This is a genomic window from Mesorhizobium sp. M8A.F.Ca.ET.202.01.1.1, assembly GCF_004791595.1.
Lineage (GTDB): Bacteria > Pseudomonadota > Alphaproteobacteria > Rhizobiales > Rhizobiaceae > Mesorhizobium.
Map to the genome: position 1 here is coordinate 18,467 of NZ_SRUN01000025.1, position 22,087 is coordinate 40,553.

Sequence of the window (22,087 nt, forward strand, 5' to 3'; positions counted from 1 at the left end):
TGAAGCGTTCGCAATATACCCTTCTACGGCTTAGCCGCTTTCAAGGCCTCGTTTACCCAACCGTCAAATGTGGCACGGTGCGCCTTGATCCAGTCTTGAGTGTGGCGCTCAATATCTTCGGGTGACTTTTCGCCCTCTTCGATCAAGCTGTTCTCAGCTTCAATGTCCGCCACTGGCACCGTGGCCAGTTCGAAAAACTTGTTGGCCGCGGGATTTTTTTCCAAAAACTTATTGTTCGCGAGCACTCGGATAGTATTAGGAGCAAACCCAGTGTTCGTTCCGTCTGGAGATTCCGTGTTCGCGTTCGGGTCATCAGGGCTTGCCGAGAAGGGCACGTTTAGCCAAACGACATCGGTTCCAGGCTTCAGGCGATTATTGAGCCAATTTGGCGACCACGTATAATACAAAATTGATTGACCATTCTTGTACCGTTCCAGCATATCAGCCACCAAGGCAAAGTACTCGCCCTGATCATGATGAATTGTATCCCGCAATTTATAGGTCGTCAGATGGTGTTCAATTATCCGCTCGCATCCCCAACCGGGGTTGCATCCCACGAGATTGGCCTTCCCGTCACCGTCACTATCGAAAAGTGCTGCAAGCTTCGGGTCAGAGAGCTGCCCGAAGTTCGATATGCTGTATTTGTCAGCTGTGCGTTTGTCGATAAGATAACCCTGTTTCACGTTGGGCGTGAAGTTTCCTATTCGCGTCATCACCTTCTTGCCACCAGCATTCTCGAAGAACGCGTCATGAAGGGGCTGCCAATGGTGCACCGTGTAATCGACATCGCCGTTAGCTACAGCGATGTGAATTGTGGGATAGTTCGCGATCTGAGGCTCCTCAACCGTATAGCCGAGTGCTTCTAGCCCATGCTGAACGATCAGGTGTTGGAACACCGAGGTGTAATCTTCGCCTTTAATCTGTCGAACTACTATCCCTTTTCCTGGGAGATCTCGAGCCAAGACGCCAGGTGCGAGCGCGACGGTGAACACCGCAACGGCGGTTGCCAATTTTTTCAAAACTGACGTGATCATTTCATCCTCCTTGAGATCTGCTTATTGTTGTTCATTTTCTTCCACGAAACAGGAAGCTCAGGATCGCCAGAGGCCGCGATCCTGGCCCTGTGGCGCCAACACGCTGTCTGGTAGTCTGCGCAAACGACTGTGATAGGCGGTCGATCGCAATCGCCAGCATCACAATTCCAAAACCCCCAACGGTTGCTTGGCCGAGATCTAAGCGGCCTATACCGCTCAACACGAGTTGCCCCAGCCCTGGAACAGAGATCATCGAAGAAACAACCACCATCGACAGGGCAAGCATGATTGTCTGATTGACGCCAGTCATTATGGCCGGCCGCGCCTGGGGCAACTGAACCTTAAACAGGACCTGCCAATCATTCGCTCCGAACGCACGAGCGGCTTCAACCAGATCGTGACTGACCTCACGAATGCCAAAGTTGGTCAGTCTGATCACCGGGGGCAGCGCATATATCATCGTAACGATCGCACCCGGGACCTTGCCAATGCCAAACAGCATCACAACTGGCACCAGATAAACGAATGAAGGGATCGTTTGCATGAGATCCAAAACAGGCCTCATGCCGGCTTGGACCTTTTCACTACGCGACATGAGGATTCCGAGAGGAATGCCGATGATAAGACATGCGAGAACGCAACTTACGACGAGTGATAGCGTCGTCATCGCCTCTATCCACGCGCCGATGAGGCCGATCACAATCAACGGCATAACCACCGCTACCGCCACGCCAGCCCCACCTGTCTGCCACGCGACTAACCCGACAACCACGAGCAAAACAGTTGGCGGACAGCTATGCAATGCTTGTTCCACGGCGTTGAGAAGAAGCTGAAACGGAACCTTGATAGACTGGAACATCTCACGATAGTGTGAGGTGACCCAGGCCATTCCGTTGTTCACCCATTCCCTGACCGGAATGTCGATTGAGGCAAATGGGTCAAGAAGGTCAATTCTTTCAGGCATCGCGACCACTCCCTGCTTCAAACAGTGCGCCCGCCCCCATACCGCCACCCACACACATTGTGACGACAAGGTATTTGCCAGCTCTTCGGGACAACTCAATAAGTCCGTGGCCAGTCAGACGGGCGCCCGTCATCCCGTATGGATGTCCAAGGGCAATCGCGCCACCATTCACGTTTAATCGTTCAGAGGGAATCTCCAATCGATGCTGACAGGGGAGTACCTGGGCAGCGAAGGCCTCGTTAAGCTCCCATAGGTCGATATCGCTGGTTGCAACTCCCGCCTTCCTAAGCAGTGGCGGCACTGCCAATGTCGGTCCTAATCCCATCTCGTCCGGCTCGCATCCCACGACCGAGTATCCCCGAAAAATGCCCAGAATAGGCAGCCCCGATCGCACCGCGTAATCTGCGTCAGCTAGAACGCATGCTGATGCGCCATCGGACATCTGGCAGGCGTTTCCGGCCGTAATCGTGTACTCACTTCCGAGGATCGGCTTAAGTCCGCTCAAGGTTTGCTCGGTTGTGCCAGGCCGGATGCCTTCATCTCTCTCGATGATTGCCGAACCTGCAGGGTCCAGTTCGTCATCTATGGTGATCGGCGCGATCTCGCTGCTGAATAGACCCCCTTCCCGCGCGGCCGAAGCTCGACGTTGGCTTTGCGCCGCATACGCGTCCTGATCTTCTCGTTTGATCCCGTATCGCTGAGCGACGACTTCAGCGGTCTGGAGCATGGGCATGTAGATTTCGGGCTTGTGGGTTTTGAGCCATGGCTCGGGAATCCAGCCTTTGCGTATCTGCTCGTTATCCACAATGCTAACTGAGTCCACCCCCCCTGCAATACCGACGTCAATCTCGCCACATGCGATGCGATGAGCAACCTGAGCGATTGCCTGCAGCCCGGAGGCACACTCTCGGTTTACAGTTGCAGCTGCAACCGACGTCGGCAGGCCTGCGCGAAGTGACGACAGGCGCGCAATATTTCGTCCTGCGGCGGCTTCAGGCAGTGCGCATCCAATGATCGCGTCTTCGACTCGACCGGGTTCAATTCCAGCACGCGCTACAGCGTGAAAAATAGCGTGCGCAGCCAGCGAAACGGGATGAACCGCGCGCAGCGCTCCTTTGTAAGCTCTGCCTACAGGAGTCCGAGCTGTTGAAACGATAGCTACAGTTCGCATCTTTCACCTGACATCCGCAAATCTCATGCCGCTCTTGGCAAGGAATGCCAGTAGAGGGGCAGGTTCCCATACCACCGGGCCGTGTTCTTCTCTAAGTTCGATGACCTGGTCGTAGACTCGTTTTGGGCCCAAATGATCGGCCCAGAACATCGGACCTCCCTTGCGACGTGGAAAGCCCAGCCCATTCATCCAAACTACATCGATATCGCCGGAACTCCTCGCAATGCCGTCACCGAGCAGCCAGGCGGCGTCGTTGACCACAGGCAGCAGGCATCTTTGCAGTATCTCGTCATCGGAGATGTTCCGTCTCTTGAACCTTAGTTCGGAGGAAGTCGACTCGATCAACGCGGCGACCTCGATGTCCGGATGCGCCTCGCGCTGTCCCGGCTCATATCGGTACCAACCCTTGTTTGTTTTCTGACCATAGCGGCCAGCTTCGTAGATCCGGTCCGCGACGTGCGGATAACGCATTCCGGCCGGGTATGACGCCGCCTGCCTTACATGATAGCTGATATCATTTCCGGCCATGTCGTTCATCACGAATGGCCCCATCGCGAACCCGAACTCTTGAAGCACTCTGTCGACCTGTTCCGGAAGGGCGCCCTCTTCCAACAAAAAGAGTGCTTCGCGTTGGTACCCGGCAAGTAGCTTGTTGGCTACGAAAGCGAACTGGTTGCCGACGACCACCCCGATCTTACCAATGTGCTTGGCGACAGCTCTCAACTGCTCGATAGTCCCTTCCGCTGTCTCCCTGCCTGGAATTATTTCAACCAGCTTCAGGAGATGAGCAGGACTGAAGAAATGCATCCCTGCAATCTTTTTTGACCGCCCTGTTGCAGCTGCAATCTCGTCAATATCGAGCGATGACGTGTTGGTGACCAAAACGGCGTGGTCTGGACATATACTGTCTAGCTTGGCGAAGATCGTTTTCTTTAGTTCAAGGTCTTCGGACACCGCTTCGACAACCAGATCGGCCTCTTCTAGCGCCTTCATATCGCCAATTGCTATGATATTGTTGCGTGCCGTGTCGCCCTGCTCCTGGGATATGCGACCACGCCTAACCATGGATTTCAACGACGCACCAACGGCCTCAAGGCCCCCAGCTAGCCGATCTCCAGCTTGATCGTGAACCAACACCTTCACGCCGCCTGTCGCAAAGCTGATTGCAATTCCGCGACCCATGAAGCCGAAGCCAACCACTGCAACGCATCTCGGAAGACTTAAGGTCTCGGCACCAGACCGGAAATGAGGCAGATCAGTTGCAAGCTCGACCCTGCTTGCATGTAATAGTGCTATTGTCTCGGCTTCCGCGAGCAGCTTTTCGTTGTGTCCGTTTTCAATGGCGATGTTTTCTTCAAGGGAAGCTGACTGGGCTCCTAGAACGCATTCCATAGCCAGTTTCCCAGCCGGTGCCTTCAAGGAAGCTGGAAACGATTGCTTGAAATCCTCAATGATTTCCTGCCGGCTTTTCTCAGTTGGGCTTTTTGAACGCCTCGGACTGCGATCCGTCCCGACCCGAATTGCCTCATCCACCAACGCTTCACGGCTGCTGACCAGTTCATCAACCACTCCGAGCGCGTGCGCGGCATTTCCGGTAATGTTCTTCCCCCCGACGATCATTTCAAGGGCGCATTGCAATCCTGCCAATTCACTCAGATGAAGAGCGGCGGCACCTAAAGGAACAAGCCCCCATGTCGCCTCGGGAAACGCAAGCTGTACGCTCGGTGTGGCAACGCGCGCGTGGCAGGCGAGCGCTATGGACAGAGCCTCCCCAATGGCGCGCCCCTCAAGAGCCGCGACAACGGGGACCGCGGACGTCTTGATCGTGGTAATCAGTTCCTGCAAGCCGCCAAAATCTACCTTCTCTGAGGATCTTGAAATGTCGGTTCCAGAAGAGAATTCCGGTCCTGCGCCCCTCAGAATGATCGCATCGATGTCTTTGCGCGTCGCAAACTGGTCGATCAAAACTTTCAATCGAGCACGAGCAATGGCAGTGATCGCATTCAGCGGAGGATTGTCTAGATAGATGACCGCAACCCGACCAAACAGTTTGTAGTGAGGGGCACCCAACATCAAGCATTCTCCAGCAAAGCGATCTAAAAAACGACGGCGCTCGCAAACCAGTTTACACGAGCTCCATCGGCTCAGCTTAGACCGCGCGATTAGGATCGCGTTGACACGTTCAGCCACTTTTTTGACATCCGCCGCCATCGATGATTTGCGGTTTGCCCGCGAATGCGAGGAGAGGCGGGTGCGAAGGCGGGCGATTTGGCCCGCAATCCAGGGGATAACCGAGGCGACGCAGTCCTCCAGCGCCTTCACCCAACTCGAAGTCGGCAAGGCAACGCGAAGAACGGACGAATGGCTCGTTCCGGTCGCGACGAGCTCCCAGGCAGATCGCCCGCTCGATGCCATTGAGAAGGAAAGCGGACGAGTTGCGCCACCCATGCCTCGGGCGCGGTTACGGCTGATCGCCTCAGGCCAACGCTGCCACGGGTCTCACCAGTCCGGCAAGTCTAATGACGGCAGTGCTTGGAAAGCCCATGGTGGGACGAGCTATAGCACGACGTCCCTAGCTTAGCTGTGGTTGGCAGTCTGGTGGACGAAAAAGCTCCTGGAGTAGCTCGCACAATCCACTTGTCCCGTCGGCGAGCCTGAACACAGCATCTTCGATACGTGTCATTCTGCCGGTCTCAAGCGAAGTGCTAGCCAGGGCGCGATACTTCGAACGTAACTCATCGGTCCGGAGCGGACATTCCGGGTCGCCGCGTGGTGTCGCTGGACCTGAAGCTAGCCGGCGTCCGTCCGTCGTGCTGATGACGACCTCAGCCCATCGCTCCGCCGGAAACACGTTGCTGTAGGGTCCGTGTTCTACCAGTACAATGCGCTTTTGCAGGGCGGCGGTGAGCGGGTCGCTCAAACCACGTCCGGTGATTTCTTCGGTGCCCACCTGCCCGTGGGCCAGCGCTGCGGCGACGGGGAAGGCTGTGGAATACTGTGCGGCATCGGTCTCGGTCGGCACCCGCGAGCCGAGGGCGACGGCCGCGGCAAATGTTCGGATCTCAACCCGCTCGATCTGTTGTGGCGTAAGCGCGTGCCGGCGCTTCAGATCGAGCGCGGCATCGATCGCCGGATGCGCCCAACGGCAGACGGGATATGGCTTGAAATACTGCTCCTCGATGCGCCAGCGCACGCCCAGATCATCCCAAAGCGCTGCCGCCTCCTCGCTCTCGATGATGGTCGCCGGGGCGCCAGAAAATCCCTGCCGCGCAAGGTACGCGGCAGAGACACCAACCATTGCGCCCCAGCCGGAACCGTCCTTCACCATGGTCGGATGAGCCACCATGCGCATCATGGGACTGCGCGGACCGTAGTACTCAGCAATCCCAAGTGCATGCCGAAGCTTCTCATGGCCCAGATGCATCAGGCGCGCTCCCAGGGCGGCGCAGGCTATGGAGTTCCAGGATCCCGATGAATGGAAATCGCAGGTGCTCGCATGCTGTACAATCCCCGCGCGGGTGCCGATCTCGTAGCCTTGCACCAACAGCGTGAGAAACTCGCGGCCGGTGGGCGTCACGACCAGGTCCTGAATCAGCGCGAGAAGCGCCGGAAGCACGGCGCACCCGACATGCCCTTTCACCAGACGATGACCATCATGTGCGTCAATGGCATCGATTGTGATGCCGCCAGCCAGCGATGCACCGACCGCGCTGCAACGACGCCCGTCGAATAAGAGACTTGCACCTGAGGTTCCAGCACCGGCGGCGAGAAACGCGGCCGAGAAGTCACGAGCAATTTGGGATGCAGGAGTAAGCACGCCGGCGGCAGCCGTACCAAGCAAGTCGATAAGACAGCGCTCGGCCTGCGCGACGACAGGTTTCGGTAGGTCTTCGAACCGAAGTTCGGACAGAAACGCTGTCAAGCGTTCAAGCGCCGCGGTCATCGCCCCCTCCACGTGAGTTTGCACTCGCAGTGATTGTGATGCGGCGACGGTAGCAGGGCTGTCTCTTGGATTTTTGGGCCAGAAAACGTTCGCACTTTTTCTCCGGGCGAGGGCTGCGGTCTGCTCCTCATAGAGCGGATCATGGATTTTCGGGCGGACCATTGGCTGCCTGCGATGTGCCTGCTCGCCGTCCAGCTGATCCGTTTCAGGCTGCTCTGGCCGTCCGGGAAGGTTCCCACGGCCCGAGCGCGGCTTGTTGGTCCAAATCTCGAGCCAACACTGCTGTCGGAGAAGCTGTAGTAGCTAAGCGTCTCCACGCGCGTCTCGGCCGTCCTGTTGCCTAGCACTCCGAGCATCACGGCGCGAAAGTCGACAGAAAGAAGGTTCAGGCACGAGCCGTCGAGCGTGATTAGCTCGAGCCCCGCTTGCATCGCCATCCGGCAATTCCCCTTCATGACTCCTCTAATCCCTCGGCACGAAAGGCTTGACCCGCATGTGCTCCCCTTCTCTACCGCGCAACAAATCAACCAAAGCTTGGGGGACAGGTGCCGGCCGATAATTGGTACGGTCGAAACTCACCCAAACGATCTCGCCCGAGCTGTGCATCGTCTCACCGTCCCTAGGGTAGATCTCGAGGGCGAAGGTAAGACTCGTCCGTCCGATGCAGGATGCGCGGGCGAAAATCTCCACTTCGTCATCAAAATGGAGGGGGACCTTTAGCTCAACACTGATCTTGACGGTATGGAAATCGATATGATCTTCACGATCCACGAGACGGAATCTCAGCGCCCGCATGTACTCCCACAATGCGAGACTGAAATAGTTGACGTAGTTTGCGTTGAAGACGACCCGCTGTGCATCAACCTCCGCCCAGCGGACGCGAAGCGGCATTGAGAACGTGAAATCCGTCTTAGCCATTTCAGACCGCTGCATGACTGATGATCGGCTCGGCGGGGCACTCATTGAACATACACTTGCTTAACATGCGATGCTGTCGCGTCGCTGGAGCTGGGCTCAAGTGCCCGGGCGGTGCTCGCGCGCAATGGCAATTCACGCGCGCTCATCGAGCATAGTTAAATCGTGCTACTGGAATCGAATTGACACTTTCGGTCATATCGTTGACTTTTGCCGCCATTTCGCGCTGGCATGTGCTGAAATTAGCGCGCGATCTCTGCTTTAACGATAGTCGGCAGTCCGAGCCACCGCGAAACTCTTCATCGAACACCTTGCCGTCGCACCCCGTCAATTGCCCCTCGCCATGCGTGACGACTCGCTTCACGGTGCAGTTCTCCAAGAACGCATGGCGATGGTGCGCCTGGGTGGTTTTGCCGTCTCAACGTTCGGACAAGAGTCATGCCGTTGACCGTTCGGCTGCTTTATGGACTGGAGGATCACCATGCCTGGCAAGTTTCTAGACCGCGGCAACACTGCTGGATCCACCCGGTGTTATGAGTTCCGTCCTCTCTAGGCCTCGTTGTTCGGGAATCCGACCGCAAATGCGGATGGTCTGGAGCAGACCAAAGCCGTTATCCGGGGCTTGAATCGGTCTCTGCTATTCCACAGCGGAGTGGCAGCGGCGATGGTCACCGATTTGCAGCCGCGTAGCCGCGTCTTACTGAGGAGGGTTGCTCCCCGGTCGAGTGGGCTTGCATGCGCAGCGCGTGATCGCATGGAGGCTTAGCGATCGCTAGCTTAAATCTGCTCCCGAAGACTTCCCTTAGCTCGTTCACTCCGCGGACGTGTTCGGAGGACATTGCGCGCGAGATGGAGGCAGCGGGCTCCGGGAGGTCAGTCACTTCCAAGTTTGAAGGATGCACCAAGCTTGCTGCAAACTCGAAGCTGATGTCGCGTCCAGTTCCTGTGGATTCGGGGCAAGCAAGGCTTTTGACGGCAATCGCGATGAGGAGTTTGTTCGTTGGCCCCTGGAGGGCTTCCTTCACGTCGCATAGCACCCGCCAGTCGAACGTGCCTGTCGTCGCAGAAAAAAGAATGGCCAGCAGATCTTTTGGCTGGATGAATGATCCTAGCGAGGTTTCAGCTATGCCCTTAGCAGACGTTGAAGGCCCTCTCGTACGGGTGGCGTCTTGTTAGGCCGTCGAACCCATCGTTCTGATAAATCCGCCTCTAGTCCTTTCGTGAGCAAAATTCCTGCATGGCGCACCGGAAGGCCCTAGAGACTAGCTCTCGATTATCGGCAGGTCGATGTAACAACCCGCCGCGCCACGATGAAATTTGAGCAACGGCGGCGCGCCGTCGGCGGGCACATCGGCAAACGTAGTCTTGTCGCTGCCAGCAAGACACACCCGCAGACGGTATCCCGCCGGGAGGCGGGCGGAGATCGGATGCAACGTGAAGGTCAGGATGGCGGGCTCGCCCGGAATGAGCGGTTCGGCGTCGCGCTTCAAATAGCTATGCTGGGGTCCAAGCGCGCTGAACGGTGAGTCGGTCCACACCTTCCGGTGCAGGGCGCGCAGTTGGCCCTCGGTGAGATAACAGGATACGCCATCCGGCTTAACGGCTTCGAGATATACGAAAAAGGCGCCGTCCTCGCGGGTGGAGGTGATGTTCAGGTGCACGACAGGATGTCCGGTGATCGTGAGTTCGCTGATCAACGGATCGCTGGTATAGCCGAGGCGCACTCCGTCAAGCTGTCGCCGATCTCCGTAATCGACTTTCAGCGCGCCGCCAGTACTGGTGGCCCACCGGTTTGAGGGAACCTCTGCCAGCGCAGGATCGACCTGGAACGAGTCGAACCCCGGCCCGCCGGGCGACGAACTCAGCCGCGAATCACTTGCCATGTACCACCGTTGGCGGGTAGCCGGGAGCGGCCAAAAGCGGGTCGATTTCCAGCCCTCTCCAAGAGTGTAATAATGGAGGATCTTCCCTTGCTCGCGGGCGGCATGACCGTTGAAGCACAAGTCCGCGAAGCGGACGTCGTTTGCGTCCTGGGTCGGCGGCGTTGGCGGGATCGCGTCGCCATCGGCACGGAGGGGATCCCAAGGGTAATCACCGCCGTGGTTCCACGGACCGATGATCACGTTCATCGGATTTGACTGCCCCACGAAACGGCGAACGGCTCCCTGCGCGGTACCGGCGTCAAACCAACTCGCCCAGTTTTGGATTGGCGCGCCTGAGCGAGAGACGCGGTCCGCTGCTTCCATGACGCTCCAGTCGAGCATCGACGCTCCGCCCCAAGCCGCGAGGCGATCGTCCTTGAACGTCACCTGCTCGAGACCCTCCCAGACCGGTGGCACGGACTCATGATCGCGCAGGGCCGCGGCAAGGTCCGCCTCCCCGCCCGGCCCGACGGAACGAACTCCTGGCGACGGTCGGCGCTCGCCATCCCCGCTGACGACCATATTTAGGTCCTGGTTCTTGCTGCGGCTGCCCCAGAGCCGCGCGCCGGAGACGGCGGGAATTCCACTTGGAAGCCAGACATATTCATAGGGGTCGTAGGAAGCAAACCGCGGTATGATGCCCTTCAGCGCCGGATGGTTTCGCTCTGCCATCCATTCCGCAGTGTTGGCGGTATAAGATGAGCCATAGCCGACGACACGACCCGTTGACCAGGGCTGTGCAACGATCCAGTCGAGCACCTCCGTGAAATCCAGTGTCTCCTCGCGCCAGCAGGGATATGGCCACACGCCGAAGGAAGCACCGGTCCCGCGAACATCACCAACGACCACGGCATAGCCATGCGGCACAAACCGGCCGGCATCGCGGTGGGGCGGGTCTCCCTTGATGCCGCGCCAGTAGCGCGTCATCACCAAAATGGTGTCGCGCCTTGTGCTGGCGTCGTCGCCCAGGGGACGGACGATGTCCAACGCAAGCCTTACGCCGTCGCGCATGGTCACGTACACAGATTCCAGCGGACCGAGCTTGTATTGCCCCGCGGCCGTGCCATTGAGATCTAGGCGAAAGTGCGTCTGCTCACGATCGGAGCCCGTTTCCGAGCGGCTATCGAGCTGGGTTGCGCCACATTCCTTCGATACACTCATCAGTTTGCTCCGGTCGAGCGCGAATGGCACAACGCCCACATTGATTTTGCCCGTAAATATTCTGGCTCCGACCGGTCAAATGTCAGTTGCCAAATGGCAGGATTGTTTTGTCAGTCTTAGACCTACAGGCCGCCTTCTGGTGCTCACGTCCTAACGGCTCCTGGTGGCCGTGGCGTCATACCGGAATCCGGGAAGACCTTCTACACGCACCCAGGGTCCAGTTAGCTGTTATCGGCCTCCATTGTCGTTCGTAATGGGCTGATTGGCTTTCGCTCAGCTTTCGATGATCGGCAGGTCGATGTAACAACCCGCCGCGCCCCGATGAAATTTGAGCAACGGGGGCGCGCCATCGGCGGGCATATTGGCAAAATTCGGCTTGTCGCTGCAAGCAAGGCACACCCTGAGGCGGTAACCTGAGGGAAGACGGGCGGAGATCGGGAACAGGGTAAAGATCAAAATGGCGGGCTCGCCAGGAATGAGCGGTTCGGCGTCGCGTTTCAAATAGCTATGCTGAGGTCCAAGCGCGCTGAGCGGTGAGTCGGTCCACACCTTCCGGTGCAGCGCTCGCAGCTGACCTTCCGTGAGGAGATAGGACTCCCCGTCCGGCTTTACGGCTTCGAGATAGACGAAAACGGCGCTGTCCTCGCAGGTCGAGGTGACGTTCAGGTAGACTACGGGATGTCCGGTGATCTCGAGGTCGCGCGTCAACGGCTCGCTCGTATAGGCGAGGCGCCCATCGAGGAACGTTCGGCGATTTCCAAACCCCAGGCGGTCGGTATCCCACCGCATCGACGTGTCGTCCTCCTGCGCCGCAGGGTTGACCTGAAGCGAGTCTAAGCCGGCACGATCAGGCGATGCTGTAAGTCGGAAGCCAGTTGAAATGTACCAACGTTGGCGGGTGGCCGGGACTGGCCAAACCGCGGTCGATTTCCAACCCTCTCCTAGCGTGTAGTAGTGGAGGACTTTCCCTTGCTCCCGGGCAGCCCGGCCAGAAAAGCACAAGTTCGCAAAGCGGAGGTTATTCGCGTGTTGCATCGAGGGCGTGGGCAGGATCGGCGCGCCATCTGCCTGGAGCGGATCGTAGGTGCCGCTGCCGTCGTGGTTCCACGGGCCTATGATTACGTTCATCGGATTTGACTGGAGCAGGAAGCGGCAAACGGCTCCGTGCGCCATCCCGAGGTCGAACCAACTCGCCCAGTTTTGGTATGGGGTGCCCGAGCGAGAGACCCGGTCCGCCGCTTCCCTGTTGCTCCAATCGAGCATGGACGCTCCGCCCCAATCGCGAGGCGATCATCCTTGAACGTCACTTGCCGAAGACCCTCAGATAAGGATCGTCCCGGCTGGTGATCTCGTAGGGCCGCGGCAAGGTCGGCCTCGCCGCTAGGCCCGACGGGACGAACGCCCGGCGAGGGCAAATTGAGGTCCAGGTTTCTGACCATGTCAGCCCATGCCGTTCCGTAGGCGGTGGACACTCCACCGGGAAAGTAAACCTCTTCGTAGGGGTCGTAGGAGGCAGCCATCGGTATGATGCCCTTCAGCGCCGGATGGTTGCGCTCCGCCATCCATTCCGCGGTGTTGGCGGTATAGGACAAGCCATAGCCGACGACACGGCCCGTGGACCAAGGCTGTGCAACGATCCAGTCGAGCACGTCCGAGAAGTCCAGGGTCTCGTCGCGCGAGCGGGAATACAGCGAAACCCCGAAAGATGCACCGGTGCCGCGAACGTCTCCGACGACCACGGCATAACCATGCGGCACAAAGAGGCTCGAAAAGTTCTTGTGCAGCACGAGCTGGTCGCCATCACCGGCAGAGAGGTCTGCCTTCTGGCCACGCCAGTAGCGTGTCATCACCAGAATTGTGTCGCGCTTGGTGTTGCGGTCGTCGCCCAGTGGACGGAAGATATCCAAAGCAAGCCTCACGCCGTCGCGCGGAATGGTCACATAGACCGATTCCAGCGGGCCGGGCTTTGCTCGCCCCGCAGCAGTCCTATGGAGATCAAGGTGGAAAATTGAGTCTTGCGTCTGCTCAAGAGCGAAGCCCGTTGCCGAGCACCTCTCGAGCTGAGTTTCACGAGGTTCGTTCGATCCTCTCACGAGTTATTTCCTCCGGTCAAGCAAGAGAGCTCAGGCGCAATGCCTTCATTGGGTCCACCCGATCCCGTCCCAAGTCTGGCTGTGACTGCCAGGTCAACTCCAGGGGAATGGCGAGTGCGAGGTCGGATGCAGCTTGCCTTCGGCGAAGCGCGAGAAGCGGAACGGCCGCAGCAGGTCGCTCTCGTTACCGCAGATGTCGTCGGCCACCAGCTTGCCGACGCCGATCATCTTGTAGCCGTGGTTGCTGTCGGCGATCACGTATACGTTCTCGCAGAAGCGGTCGAACACCGGAAACGAATCCGCTGTAAAGCTGCCGATGCCGCCGGACGGCTCCTTCTTGTATTTCGGCATGGTGCCTTCGAAGCGCTTCTGGCAGAAGGCCAGCGCCGATACCCACATGTGGGCAAAGTCGTCGCCGACAATGAAGTCCGGGCTCTCCGGGCCGTAGGGATCAATCTTCACCTGCTCTGGCGCAGTCGGCACCTTGAACGGCATGGCGCCGCCCTGCACGCCCCCGAAGTGGAAATCAGGCTTGTAGTAGATGCCCCACAGCTTGTCCGTGATCACCGTGCCGTCGACATCGGAATGGAGCGGCGCATCGGTGTCCACATGGATCACTGGCGGCATCTTGCCGTCATTGGTGCGCTGCAGCTCCGGGTTCACGCCGAGCGTGCCTTCCTGCAGCGACCAGAAGGTCCACATTGGCACGTCCTGGTGCATCTTGCCGTCCCGGCCCTTGATCGAGATCGCCTTGGGCAGTTCGAGCATGTCCCAGATCTGCTTGACCCACGGGCCGGCGCCGATGATGACCTGGTCGCAGCCAATCTTGCCCTTGTCGGTGACGACGGCCTTGACCGCGCCATTGGCGTCCTTCTCGAAACCGAGGACCTTCACGCCGGTCGCGATCCGCACGTCCTCGTTCTCCGCTTTCTTGGCGAGGCCGTAGATCGAGCGCGTGTTGTTGGCATAGCCCCCCTTCTCCTCGTGCAGCACCGACGTGATGCCTTTGGCCTGCCAGTCGGAGAAGATGCCCTGCATGTACTTCATGCAGTCCTTCTCGCCTTCGATGAAGACCGACGGATAGCCAATCTCCTTCTGCTGCTGGTAAATGCTGGCAACGTCCGCGTGCATCACCTCGGGGCTGATCTGCATATAGCCGACCGGGTGGTAGGAGAAGGCCTCCGGGTCGCCTTCCCAGACCGAGACGCTGTGCGCCATCAGGCGGCGCATGGCGGGCTGGAAGTAGTTGTTGCGCACCACACCGCAGGCAATACCGGAGGCGCCCGCCGCGATGGCGGTCTTGTCGACGACCAGGATGTCCTTGCCGCTGCCCTTGCCGCTCTTGCGCAAATTCTCGCCCAGATGCCAAGCGGCCGACAGGCCGTGGATGCCGGCGCCTACGATGACGTATTTGACGTGACTCGGAAGTCCCATAAGAGCAATGTCCTGTTGAATTTCGAGGCTGAACATAGTTGGGGATCCGCGACAACCATTTGACATATGGCGCCACATTACCGATAGTATCCGCCATATCGTCGATGTTGGAAGCGCACCTATCGGATCGTGGCAGGCTAGTGCTGCTGGTTGAGCTGGTTAGCACCGATCCAAATCGCGTCAGCGCCGCGATCCCGCTGCTGATGCGGTGCGATAATGTCTCCAGGAATTCGTCTGTCGCCCTCTTTGAATGCAATCTGATGTGCGCCGCGATTTCCGCGCTTACAGGGATTCGTACAAGGAATCGATTGTTTCGGTCCGGTACGGCATCGAGAACGGCTTTTCGAAGCGCCATGCGCGATAGTCATTCCCATCCGCCTTAGCCAATTCCTCCGCCCCAAAGATCATCCCGCCCCTCAGCCAATTAGCCATGTCAAGCATGGCAGTCTTGTGAATTGTCCCGGTCGCGCTCCCGCACGCATCTTTCACCAGCGTGATCCGAAAATCGCGCCAAAGAGCATCCCATACCGTCGTCTCCAGGCAGGCCTCCGTCCAAACCCCGAAGATGATCAGGTGCTCGATATCCATGCGGTTCAGAACAAGATCGAGCTTCGTGCCGTAAAAGGCGGTGAAGCGCTGCTTGTCGATGACGGTGTCCCCGTCCTGCGGGGCGACCTCGGGACAGATCTCGCCGCGCGTTGAACCGGCGACGCTGTGCGGCGGCCGGCCGCGGTCATCCAGTGACTCATATCGCGGCGCGTCGATACCCCTCGGGTCGAGCCAATGGCGCGTGTAAATGATCGGAAAACCAGTTCGTCGACAAGAGTCCAACACCTTGTGAGCCTTGCTCAGAACGTCTGGATAATTCTCCACCGCGCAAGCGCCCTCAGGGAGGTTCTCGCCTTGCAGATCAACGGCTAGTACTACGGTTCGCTCCAGCCGGAACCAATCAGTCATTTCAGCTCCTCTCACACAATGGGTAAACTGAGTTGCAAGCTCGGCCAATTACTTGCATGTGTTCGGGCACGGCAAGCAGCCAAAGGTCTATACTAGCGATATTTTGTTCACGCGAAGGCCCCTACGGCCCAATCCATAGCCAGTTTCACAACCGGTCTCTTCAAGGAACCTGGAGACCTTGCTTGAAATCTCCGATCGTATCGTGTCGTCTCTTCTCAGTTGGGCTCTTTTGGGCGCCTCGAGCTTCAATCCCTACCGGCAAATGACGGCGCTCACGAAGCCAAATTCACGCGAGCTCCATCGGCTAAGGTTAGATGCGCAATTGGGACCGCCTTGACGCGCTCTGCCACAGTTTTGACATCTGCCGCCATCGAACGCTTAGTTTGGCGACTCCGCCGACATCGGCGGTTCTGGCAGCACGGCACCCGCTTCGGCCCGAACCGAAATCCCGCGCGGGGTCGATGCGACGTTGCCGGCGTGAGTGAAGGAGACATCGCTAACGCCGCCATCAGAACCAATGCCTCCGGGCACGGCCGAGCACGATGGCGAAGGCCAGCACCACCGCCGAGAGCAGCAGCATGAAAAGAACAAGGTAGAGCGGCCACAACGTTGTCGCCGCCCCTCGTCATAGTTGCGGGGCCGTTTCTCCCGATGGCGAGCTCAAAGTAGCCTCGGACATTGGCAGGTATTGTCATCCATGATCGACCTTATGCAGCTAGCGCAGTTGATTAACGTGATGCTTGTCGACGGTTGGAGGTCGCAGGCAGGAGCTGAGCATAGATACATTTAGCTGCGTGCATTCTGGTTGCGCTAAAGCAGAAAACAATCTGAAGGTGGGTTACCTCCAAAACAGCCCCCGTTTGACCCAAGCCCGCGCCCCCCGATCCAAGGTCGTTCAGATCTGGCCGCATCAGTTCGGGCACGGCGGACGCTCCGAACTCTTTTTCTGGGATTTATCCCATTGCCCAAGCTGAGCGGCTCGCTCCTCTTGCATATCGCATGCCGCCATTGGCACGGAAATGCCAATCGAGGAGGACAAGTCCGCATAGCACCGAACCATGCTTCTCGAAACTCGCCTAACCGCTCGGTCTCCAAATGGCGGCGTTCGTGACGCCGATTCACGCGAGATCACCGGGTGATGATTAGATCGCGCAAATTAGAAACGCATGGACATTTGCGGCCATTCTTTTGACATCTGCCGCCATATTCCCACTTGACGATGATGAACCCCACATGCGGGTTCATCGCCGGCATCGCCGCGCGCATGGAAGGCGCCCCTTTTCATCACAGGCTTCCAATTCGAAATTAGCGCTTTCGCCAGCCCGGGTGGGGATCAACTCGACCGGCCAGCTGGCTCGGCTCATACCGGGAACCTGCCTTGACGTGGAGGGCAGCACCGACACCCGCCAGCGCGTGGGGCGGCGGGCTGCCCGAAATCGGTCACGTCGGTCTCGCCGCCAGCCGTAGCGCGAGACCGATGGTTCCGGTCCCCTCCGCGGCGAGCATGAGGCGTCGCGAGGCCTTCATTGAGACCTGGGCGACATCCCCGACAGCGGCCTCTTAAGCCGCCATGCCGCGGCCCTCCTCCATGCAGGCAAGGACACTGGCCTAGCCGCCGGCCTCCAGGTAACCCGATCGGGCGGCAGGCCCGCATGGGCGACGGCGGGCGCAAAATATCGGCTGGGTGATGCACCAGAGCACGAGGCTCGTCGTGCTGTACCTGCCGAGCTGGTCCACCGACCGTCTGCAGCGGATGACCGGCGTAGCGGCGCCGCGCGCTGGCGCGCCATTCGTGGTCGACGGCCGTGACGGGAGCAGACGGATCGTGACGGCCACCGATGCCGCAGGCGCTGCCCTCGGGTGCGCGTCAGTATGCCCGCTGCAAACTGGACCACGTTAGCGCCTGCGGCTCTCAGCTGTGGCAAAAAGGTTTCAACACGCTGGGTGATTGCAGCGGTTAGCTTGCCCCATATCGTTGAGGTGATCGAGAAGGGTAGCACGACGGTTTTTCACTGCAGCCTTTCTGGCCCAGTCAATGGACCGGGGCTGAGTGGGTCTTCAGCACGAGCTGGCGCATCACGACTGCTCCGCGGGACCACCTTGCAGTGCTTGATCGCTGGCGAGACTTCTTCATAACACAGGGATAGGCGCAGCATTGTCTCACGATCCGAAATCGGAATATGTCCATGCCGCGGCAGCTGACGACACCCCAGTTCGATCTGTTCTCGATCAGCCCGCCACGAAGACGACTGCGGTGACGCGTGGCACGCGACTCCCGGAAGACCGTGCCCGGCGGCTCCGCGCCCATCAGGTTCTGCACAATCGCGAGAGCAGTATGCTTCAACATGCAATGCACGACCGCCTGATGGCGCTCGGCTGGTCCCCTATGGAGACGATCGATGACTCGGTCACTCTGCCGCTGGCGGCATCGCACGCGCCGGTTTGACCCGACGGTCGCCGAGCTCTGCCTTGGCCGGGTGAGTGCGGTTTGCGGCACAGGAAGAGATCTCGCGCTTTGCCCGCAACAGCCGCGACCGGCAGCAACTCATCTAGTGTGCCACGTCGACACCGTGCTAATCGATCAGGAGACAATCTATGCGCCACGCCAGGGCAATGACCGATTGCTGCCGGGATTGAAAGGGGAACCTCAAACGAGTATGAGCTCGACCTTCTGCTCCTGCGCTCACTCTCGTCTCTACGATGAGGCTCCTCGCGCTCGCGGTTGCAGCCCCGTCTTCTTCGCGAAGGTCGGTGACCAGTTTCCTGATCGCCGCGTGCAGGAGGCCATCACTTGGTGTTTGAAAGGTCGCGGTACTTGGCAGCGCCCGGCAGTCGCTGATGTGCTTCCTCGAGCAAGGACTGGACTTGCTCGCCAAGCGCAACAACTGCGACGTCGTCTGGAGAGGCCGAACTATGCGACCATGCACTGAATGAACTAGAACGCGATCTCCGGCGGCTCCTACAATAAGTTCGGCGTCGCGGTAGGATTCATGGTCGAGAAAACACAACAGGGGCAGAAGATTGCTGAAGCCGGAAAAGAGCATCCCGAGAAGCTCGCGAGTGGTGAGCCATGCGCTTGGGCGATTGCTGAGGAGAGTCGGCGATGAATGATCAGTTGCTTTACCTGAGCGGGGCTGAAATCGCGGCCCTTAGGCCCAATCCAGCCGATCTACGCCTGAGCCTCGCGCGAGCGTTTCGTTTGCACGCGCAACACCGAGTTCAAGTGCGTCCGAAACAGACCCTTGCAATCGCTCCTGGACATTTCTTTCAAGCGATGTGCGCAGCCTCGCCCGAGCCTCCTTATGCTGCAGCCAAATGGGTCGGCATCGCAGAAAATTCCGGACGAGGGCTGTCGAACGTAAACGGTCTTGTTATCCTCAGTGATTTTAATACTGGACGACCTCTGGCTATCATGGATGGCAACAGCCTCACAGTTTTACGAACCGCCGCCATGTCGGCACTTGCTGCGGAATATCTTGCTCGCCCGGACAGTACCTCCATTGGATTTGTAGGCTGCGGTCAACAGGCGCTTGGGCACCTTGAAGCAATGTACGATCTTTTCCCAGGGTTGGCCGAAGCAGTTTGCTTCGACCGGAACGCAACCTCTGCGCGCCGGTTGGCAGTCATCGCACGAGAGAAGGGTCTGCAAAGCCGCGAAACTACGGCGGCCGATGACGCGCTCGCCTGTGACATCGTCATAACGACAGTGCCCGGGACCACTACGCTCACTCCCTTCCTCGATGCGAGCCTACTGCGTCCAGGCAGCTTCGTCAGCGCGGTCGACCTCGGTCGGTCGTGGCGCGTGGAAACTTTCAACGTATTCGATCTTCGCGTCGTGGACGATCGCGCGCAGGCGGAGGATCCAGAAAACCGATCCAAGCTCGCCTATCCCGGCCCCTTTGATTCGGATTTGGCAATGCTGGCGAGTGGAGTTGAGCGCGGTCGCTCTTCGGATCCAAGCCAGCGCACACTCTTTCTATTTCCGGGCTTTGCCCTTGCCGACCTTGCAGTCGCCAGCGCGGTGTTCGAGACAGCTCTGCGCACCGGTGGAGGCGTCGGGCTGCAGCGTTAGGAATCTCGAGGCGCCGACGAAGAGAGTTTCAGGGTGCCGATGGATTTGGGCATTCGCCCAAAGCCGGTCATAACACGCAACTCGGCTGGCTTTCGGGCGCTCCAGCACCGGTGCGCCAGTTGCGGCGCCTGCTCGGCAAAAAGAAGCGGCGGCGGCGGTCGCTTTGGGAGCGTTCCCAATGGAGGCGGTATGCGAGACAAGCGTCGCCGCGCTCCAATACTGCTGGGCGTTCAGGGCCATGGACACGGCCGAATTGGCCGCCCAATGGCGAACTGGTCTCCCGGATCGATGGGATCATTGAGACGCCGCCGAGATATGCTACCGCCGCAAGAAACCCGTCCTGACGGGCGGATCGCCGCCGCTGACGACGGGCCGAGATCGGCTGCGACAATGGCGAGGGGGTTCGCGTCGCTTTCGCGCTCGACTGCTGCCACCGCGAGGCCATCGCCCATATTGCCACTAAATTGGGCATCAGGGGGTAAGGAGGTGCCCGACCTCATCATCATCGCTGTCGAAGGCCGCTTCGGCTAGGTCAACCGGTTGACCCGACACGATCGAGCGGCTGAGCGACACCGTCCTAATCGCGGAACGAAATGGAGCCTGCAGTCAGGTCTCTCTGTTCGTCAGCATGCCCTTGCTGCGTGACGTTGGTCAAGTCGTCGAGCCAGGCGGCTTCCACCGGCAAGGGAAAAGGTCTCGTCCATAGCAAACACAGGATCCGCACGCAGGCGGCCCTCACCGTCCTCAACACGAGCTTCTGATCCAGGCGGAAGACCCGAACATTATCTACAGGGTCATCGAATCGATGCCCTCACGGCCCTAGCTGACACCTGACTACCGGCCCTTCAACGAAGGGCCGGTAGTCGGAACCACCTTTGACGACAGCGTGCACGACGCGGGCCATCTGGCGGTAATAGCGGTCACTGCCTTGCGGCGTAGATCGGGATTGTCGCGATCCCGCGCAATGTAGCGTTCGAACTTATGACGGAAGCCATTCTCCCGCTGGCGGATGGCGACTTGTCCGGCGATCCACAGGGTGCGGCGCAGCCGAGCATTGCCGAATTTGGAAAGGCGGGTCTGGCCCCGATATTGGCCTGACTGCTGTGTCGAGAGGTCCAGCCCGCAGAACTTTAGAAACTGGCGATGATGAGCGAAACGGCGAAGATCGCCGGCTTCGGCAATGATGGTCAATGCGTTGATCGGTCCAATGCCCGGGATTTGTCGCAGGAGCTGATAATCCTGGCTGTGCCGCAACAGCTCGTCGGCCTGCGCTTCGATCTCATTGCGCTGCCGGATCAGGCTGCGTGCTTCGTCAATGACCATCCGGAACATGCGAATGGCAGGGGCATCAAGCGGCAGCGGCAGTCCGATCGATGAGCGCGCCGTCTCGTAAATATCCATCAGAATCTGTGTCTTGCTGACCTTGCGGCCGACGACATCCCAAGCTGCTGTCACAAACTCCTCCTTTGTCAGCGCCGTGATGCTTGCTGGCGTCGGAAAGGTATGGAGGAAGGCGAAGAACCAATCGCTGCGGCTGTTCCCCCGGAATCGATCGATCTCGGGAAAACACAGTGGCAGGTAGTGCGTCAGGATACGGTGCTGGATCTCGGTCTTGGCCCTGGCGATCGCTTCATGGGTCTTCGACAGTTCCCGCACGTCGTTGATGCCGGCGCGCAGCGGATCATTTAGACCTGCGTCGCCTGGATCCTGAGCATGTGCAGCGTCACCTGGGCATCCTTTGGATCGTTCTTGTCCCAGCTGTTGTGCAACGCTTCTCGTGTTCGGGCCAGCGCCAGCGACGACACCAGCCGCACCTCAAAACCCGCATTAGCCAGGCGCCATGCTATCGGCCGGTGATAGTTCCCGGTCGCCTCAAAGGCGCAGACCACAGGGCGGCCGTACGCCTGCAGCACTTCGATCTGATGGTCGTGCTCAACACGGGTGTTGAGGACCAAAAGGCGACGCCGGCGCTTGTGGCCCGGTGCTTCGATCAGAACTTCATTGCGCACCTTGGCAATGTCGATCGCTACCAGCACCGCGGCGGCGGGTGTAGAATCTGAAGTGGTCATGGTCGGTCTCTCTGGAATGGGTTGTGAACATTCACATTCTAGAGAAACTTTGACTGGCCATGGCCGCCTCGACAGCGTTGCGCGCCTGCAGCGAAACTACATCGCCAACGAGATCAGGTCCGCGACATTGGACTGGAGCCGAGGGCGACTCCAGTTTCAGAGCCCGCAAGCGAGACCTTTCGTCAGGACGATGAAACGAGATCATGTCCAAGTCTCGCAGGGCGCCCGCTGGCATGGAAACATTGCAACAGATCGTTCAAATAACTTTACAGAATCTTTTGCAACCGCGGACCGCTGACGATGCTAGGTTCATCCGCAAGGTCTGAAGGCACGCGTGAATATGAGCCACGCC

Annotated in this window: 12 protein-coding genes and 3 pseudogenes; 2 read left to right on the forward strand and 13 right to left on the reverse strand. The window is 59.0% G+C overall.

The window, feature by feature from the left end; genetic code table 11:
• Window positions 1-23 precede the first annotated feature (23 nt).
• From proX to EN845_RS32110, 12 genes and pseudogenes are all read right to left on the reverse strand, one after another.
• Entirely contained in the window at window positions 24-1,034 is a 1,011-nt protein-coding gene (gene proX / locus EN845_RS32060; protein WP_127310875.1) for a glycine betaine/L-proline ABC transporter substrate-binding protein ProX, read from the reverse strand.
• Window positions 1,035-1,065: 31 nt separating this feature from the next.
• Complete coding sequence (locus EN845_RS32065) at window positions 1,066-1,998, reverse strand: ABC transporter permease subunit (protein ID WP_127310876.1); 933 nt, start codon at window positions 1,996-1,998, stop codon at window positions 1,066-1,068.
• Window positions 1,991-3,169, reverse strand: a complete 1,179-nt coding sequence (locus EN845_RS32070) for an acetyl-CoA C-acyltransferase (protein WP_127310877.1) — start codon at window positions 3,167-3,169, stop codon at window positions 1,991-1,993. The genes EN845_RS32065 and EN845_RS32070 overlap by 8 nt, the downstream gene beginning before the upstream one ends.
• A gap of 3 nt (window positions 3,170-3,172) precedes the next feature.
• Window positions 3,173-5,491 (reverse strand): 3-hydroxyacyl-CoA dehydrogenase NAD-binding domain-containing protein, encoded by a 2,319-nt coding sequence (locus EN845_RS32075; protein WP_164761556.1) that lies wholly within the window; start codon window positions 5,489-5,491, stop codon window positions 3,173-3,175.
• 250 nt (window positions 5,492-5,741) lie between these two features.
• Window positions 5,742-7,112: an MmgE/PrpD family protein gene (locus EN845_RS32080; RefSeq protein ID WP_127310879.1), complete on the reverse strand. Its 1,371-nt coding sequence runs from the start codon at window positions 7,110-7,112 to the stop codon at window positions 5,742-5,744.
• Window positions 7,113-7,574: 462 nt separating this feature from the next.
• A complete protein-coding gene (locus EN845_RS32085; RefSeq protein ID WP_164761555.1) occupies window positions 7,575-8,030 on the reverse strand; it encodes a thioesterase family protein in 456 nt (151 codons plus the stop codon).
• Window positions 8,031-8,172: 142 nt separating this feature from the next.
• Window positions 8,173-8,391 carry a hypothetical protein gene (locus EN845_RS32090; RefSeq protein WP_127310403.1) on the reverse strand — a complete coding sequence of 73 codons (219 nt, stop codon included), beginning with the start codon at window positions 8,389-8,391 and terminating at the stop codon, window positions 8,173-8,175.
• 898 nt (window positions 8,392-9,289) lie between these two features.
• Window positions 9,290-11,110 (reverse strand): CocE/NonD family hydrolase, encoded by a 1,821-nt coding sequence (locus EN845_RS32095; RefSeq protein WP_127310402.1) that lies wholly within the window; start codon window positions 11,108-11,110, stop codon window positions 9,290-9,292.
• Between the two features lie 273 nt (window positions 11,111-11,383).
• Window positions 11,384-12,373 carry a CocE/NonD family hydrolase gene (locus EN845_RS36395; protein ID WP_245511867.1) on the reverse strand — a complete coding sequence of 330 codons (990 nt, stop codon included), beginning with the start codon at window positions 12,371-12,373 and terminating at the stop codon, window positions 11,384-11,386.
• A gap of 230 nt (window positions 12,374-12,603) precedes the next feature.
• Window positions 12,604-13,203 (reverse strand): annotated as a pseudogene (locus EN845_RS36400) (CocE/NonD family hydrolase); the annotation flags it as partial.
• Window positions 13,204-13,296: 93 nt separating this feature from the next.
• Window positions 13,297-14,637, reverse strand: coding sequence for an FAD-binding oxidoreductase (locus EN845_RS32105; protein WP_127310400.1), 1,341 nt, complete (start codon window positions 14,635-14,637; stop codon window positions 13,297-13,299).
• 282 nt (window positions 14,638-14,919) lie between these two features.
• Complete coding sequence (locus tag EN845_RS32110) at window positions 14,920-15,594, reverse strand: isochorismatase family cysteine hydrolase (protein WP_127310399.1); 675 nt, start codon at window positions 15,592-15,594, stop codon at window positions 14,920-14,922.
• Between the two features lie 3,103 nt (window positions 15,595-18,697).
• On the opposite strand from EN845_RS32110, the gene EN845_RS32120 reads away from it, so the two are divergent.
• Both EN845_RS32120 and EN845_RS32125 read left to right on the forward strand, forming a co-directional pair.
• Complete coding sequence (locus EN845_RS32120) at window positions 18,698-19,666, forward strand: ornithine cyclodeaminase family protein (protein ID WP_127310398.1); 969 nt, start codon at window positions 18,698-18,700, stop codon at window positions 19,664-19,666.
• 374 nt (window positions 19,667-20,040) lie between these two features.
• Window positions 20,041-20,194 (forward strand): annotated as a pseudogene (locus EN845_RS32125) (IS3 family transposase); the annotation flags it as partial.
• A gap of 283 nt (window positions 20,195-20,477) precedes the next feature.
• On the opposite strand, the pseudogene EN845_RS32130 reads toward EN845_RS32125, so the two are convergent.
• Window positions 20,478-21,735 (reverse strand): annotated as a pseudogene (locus EN845_RS32130) (IS110 family transposase).
• Between the last annotated feature and the right edge of the window lie 352 nt (window positions 21,736-22,087).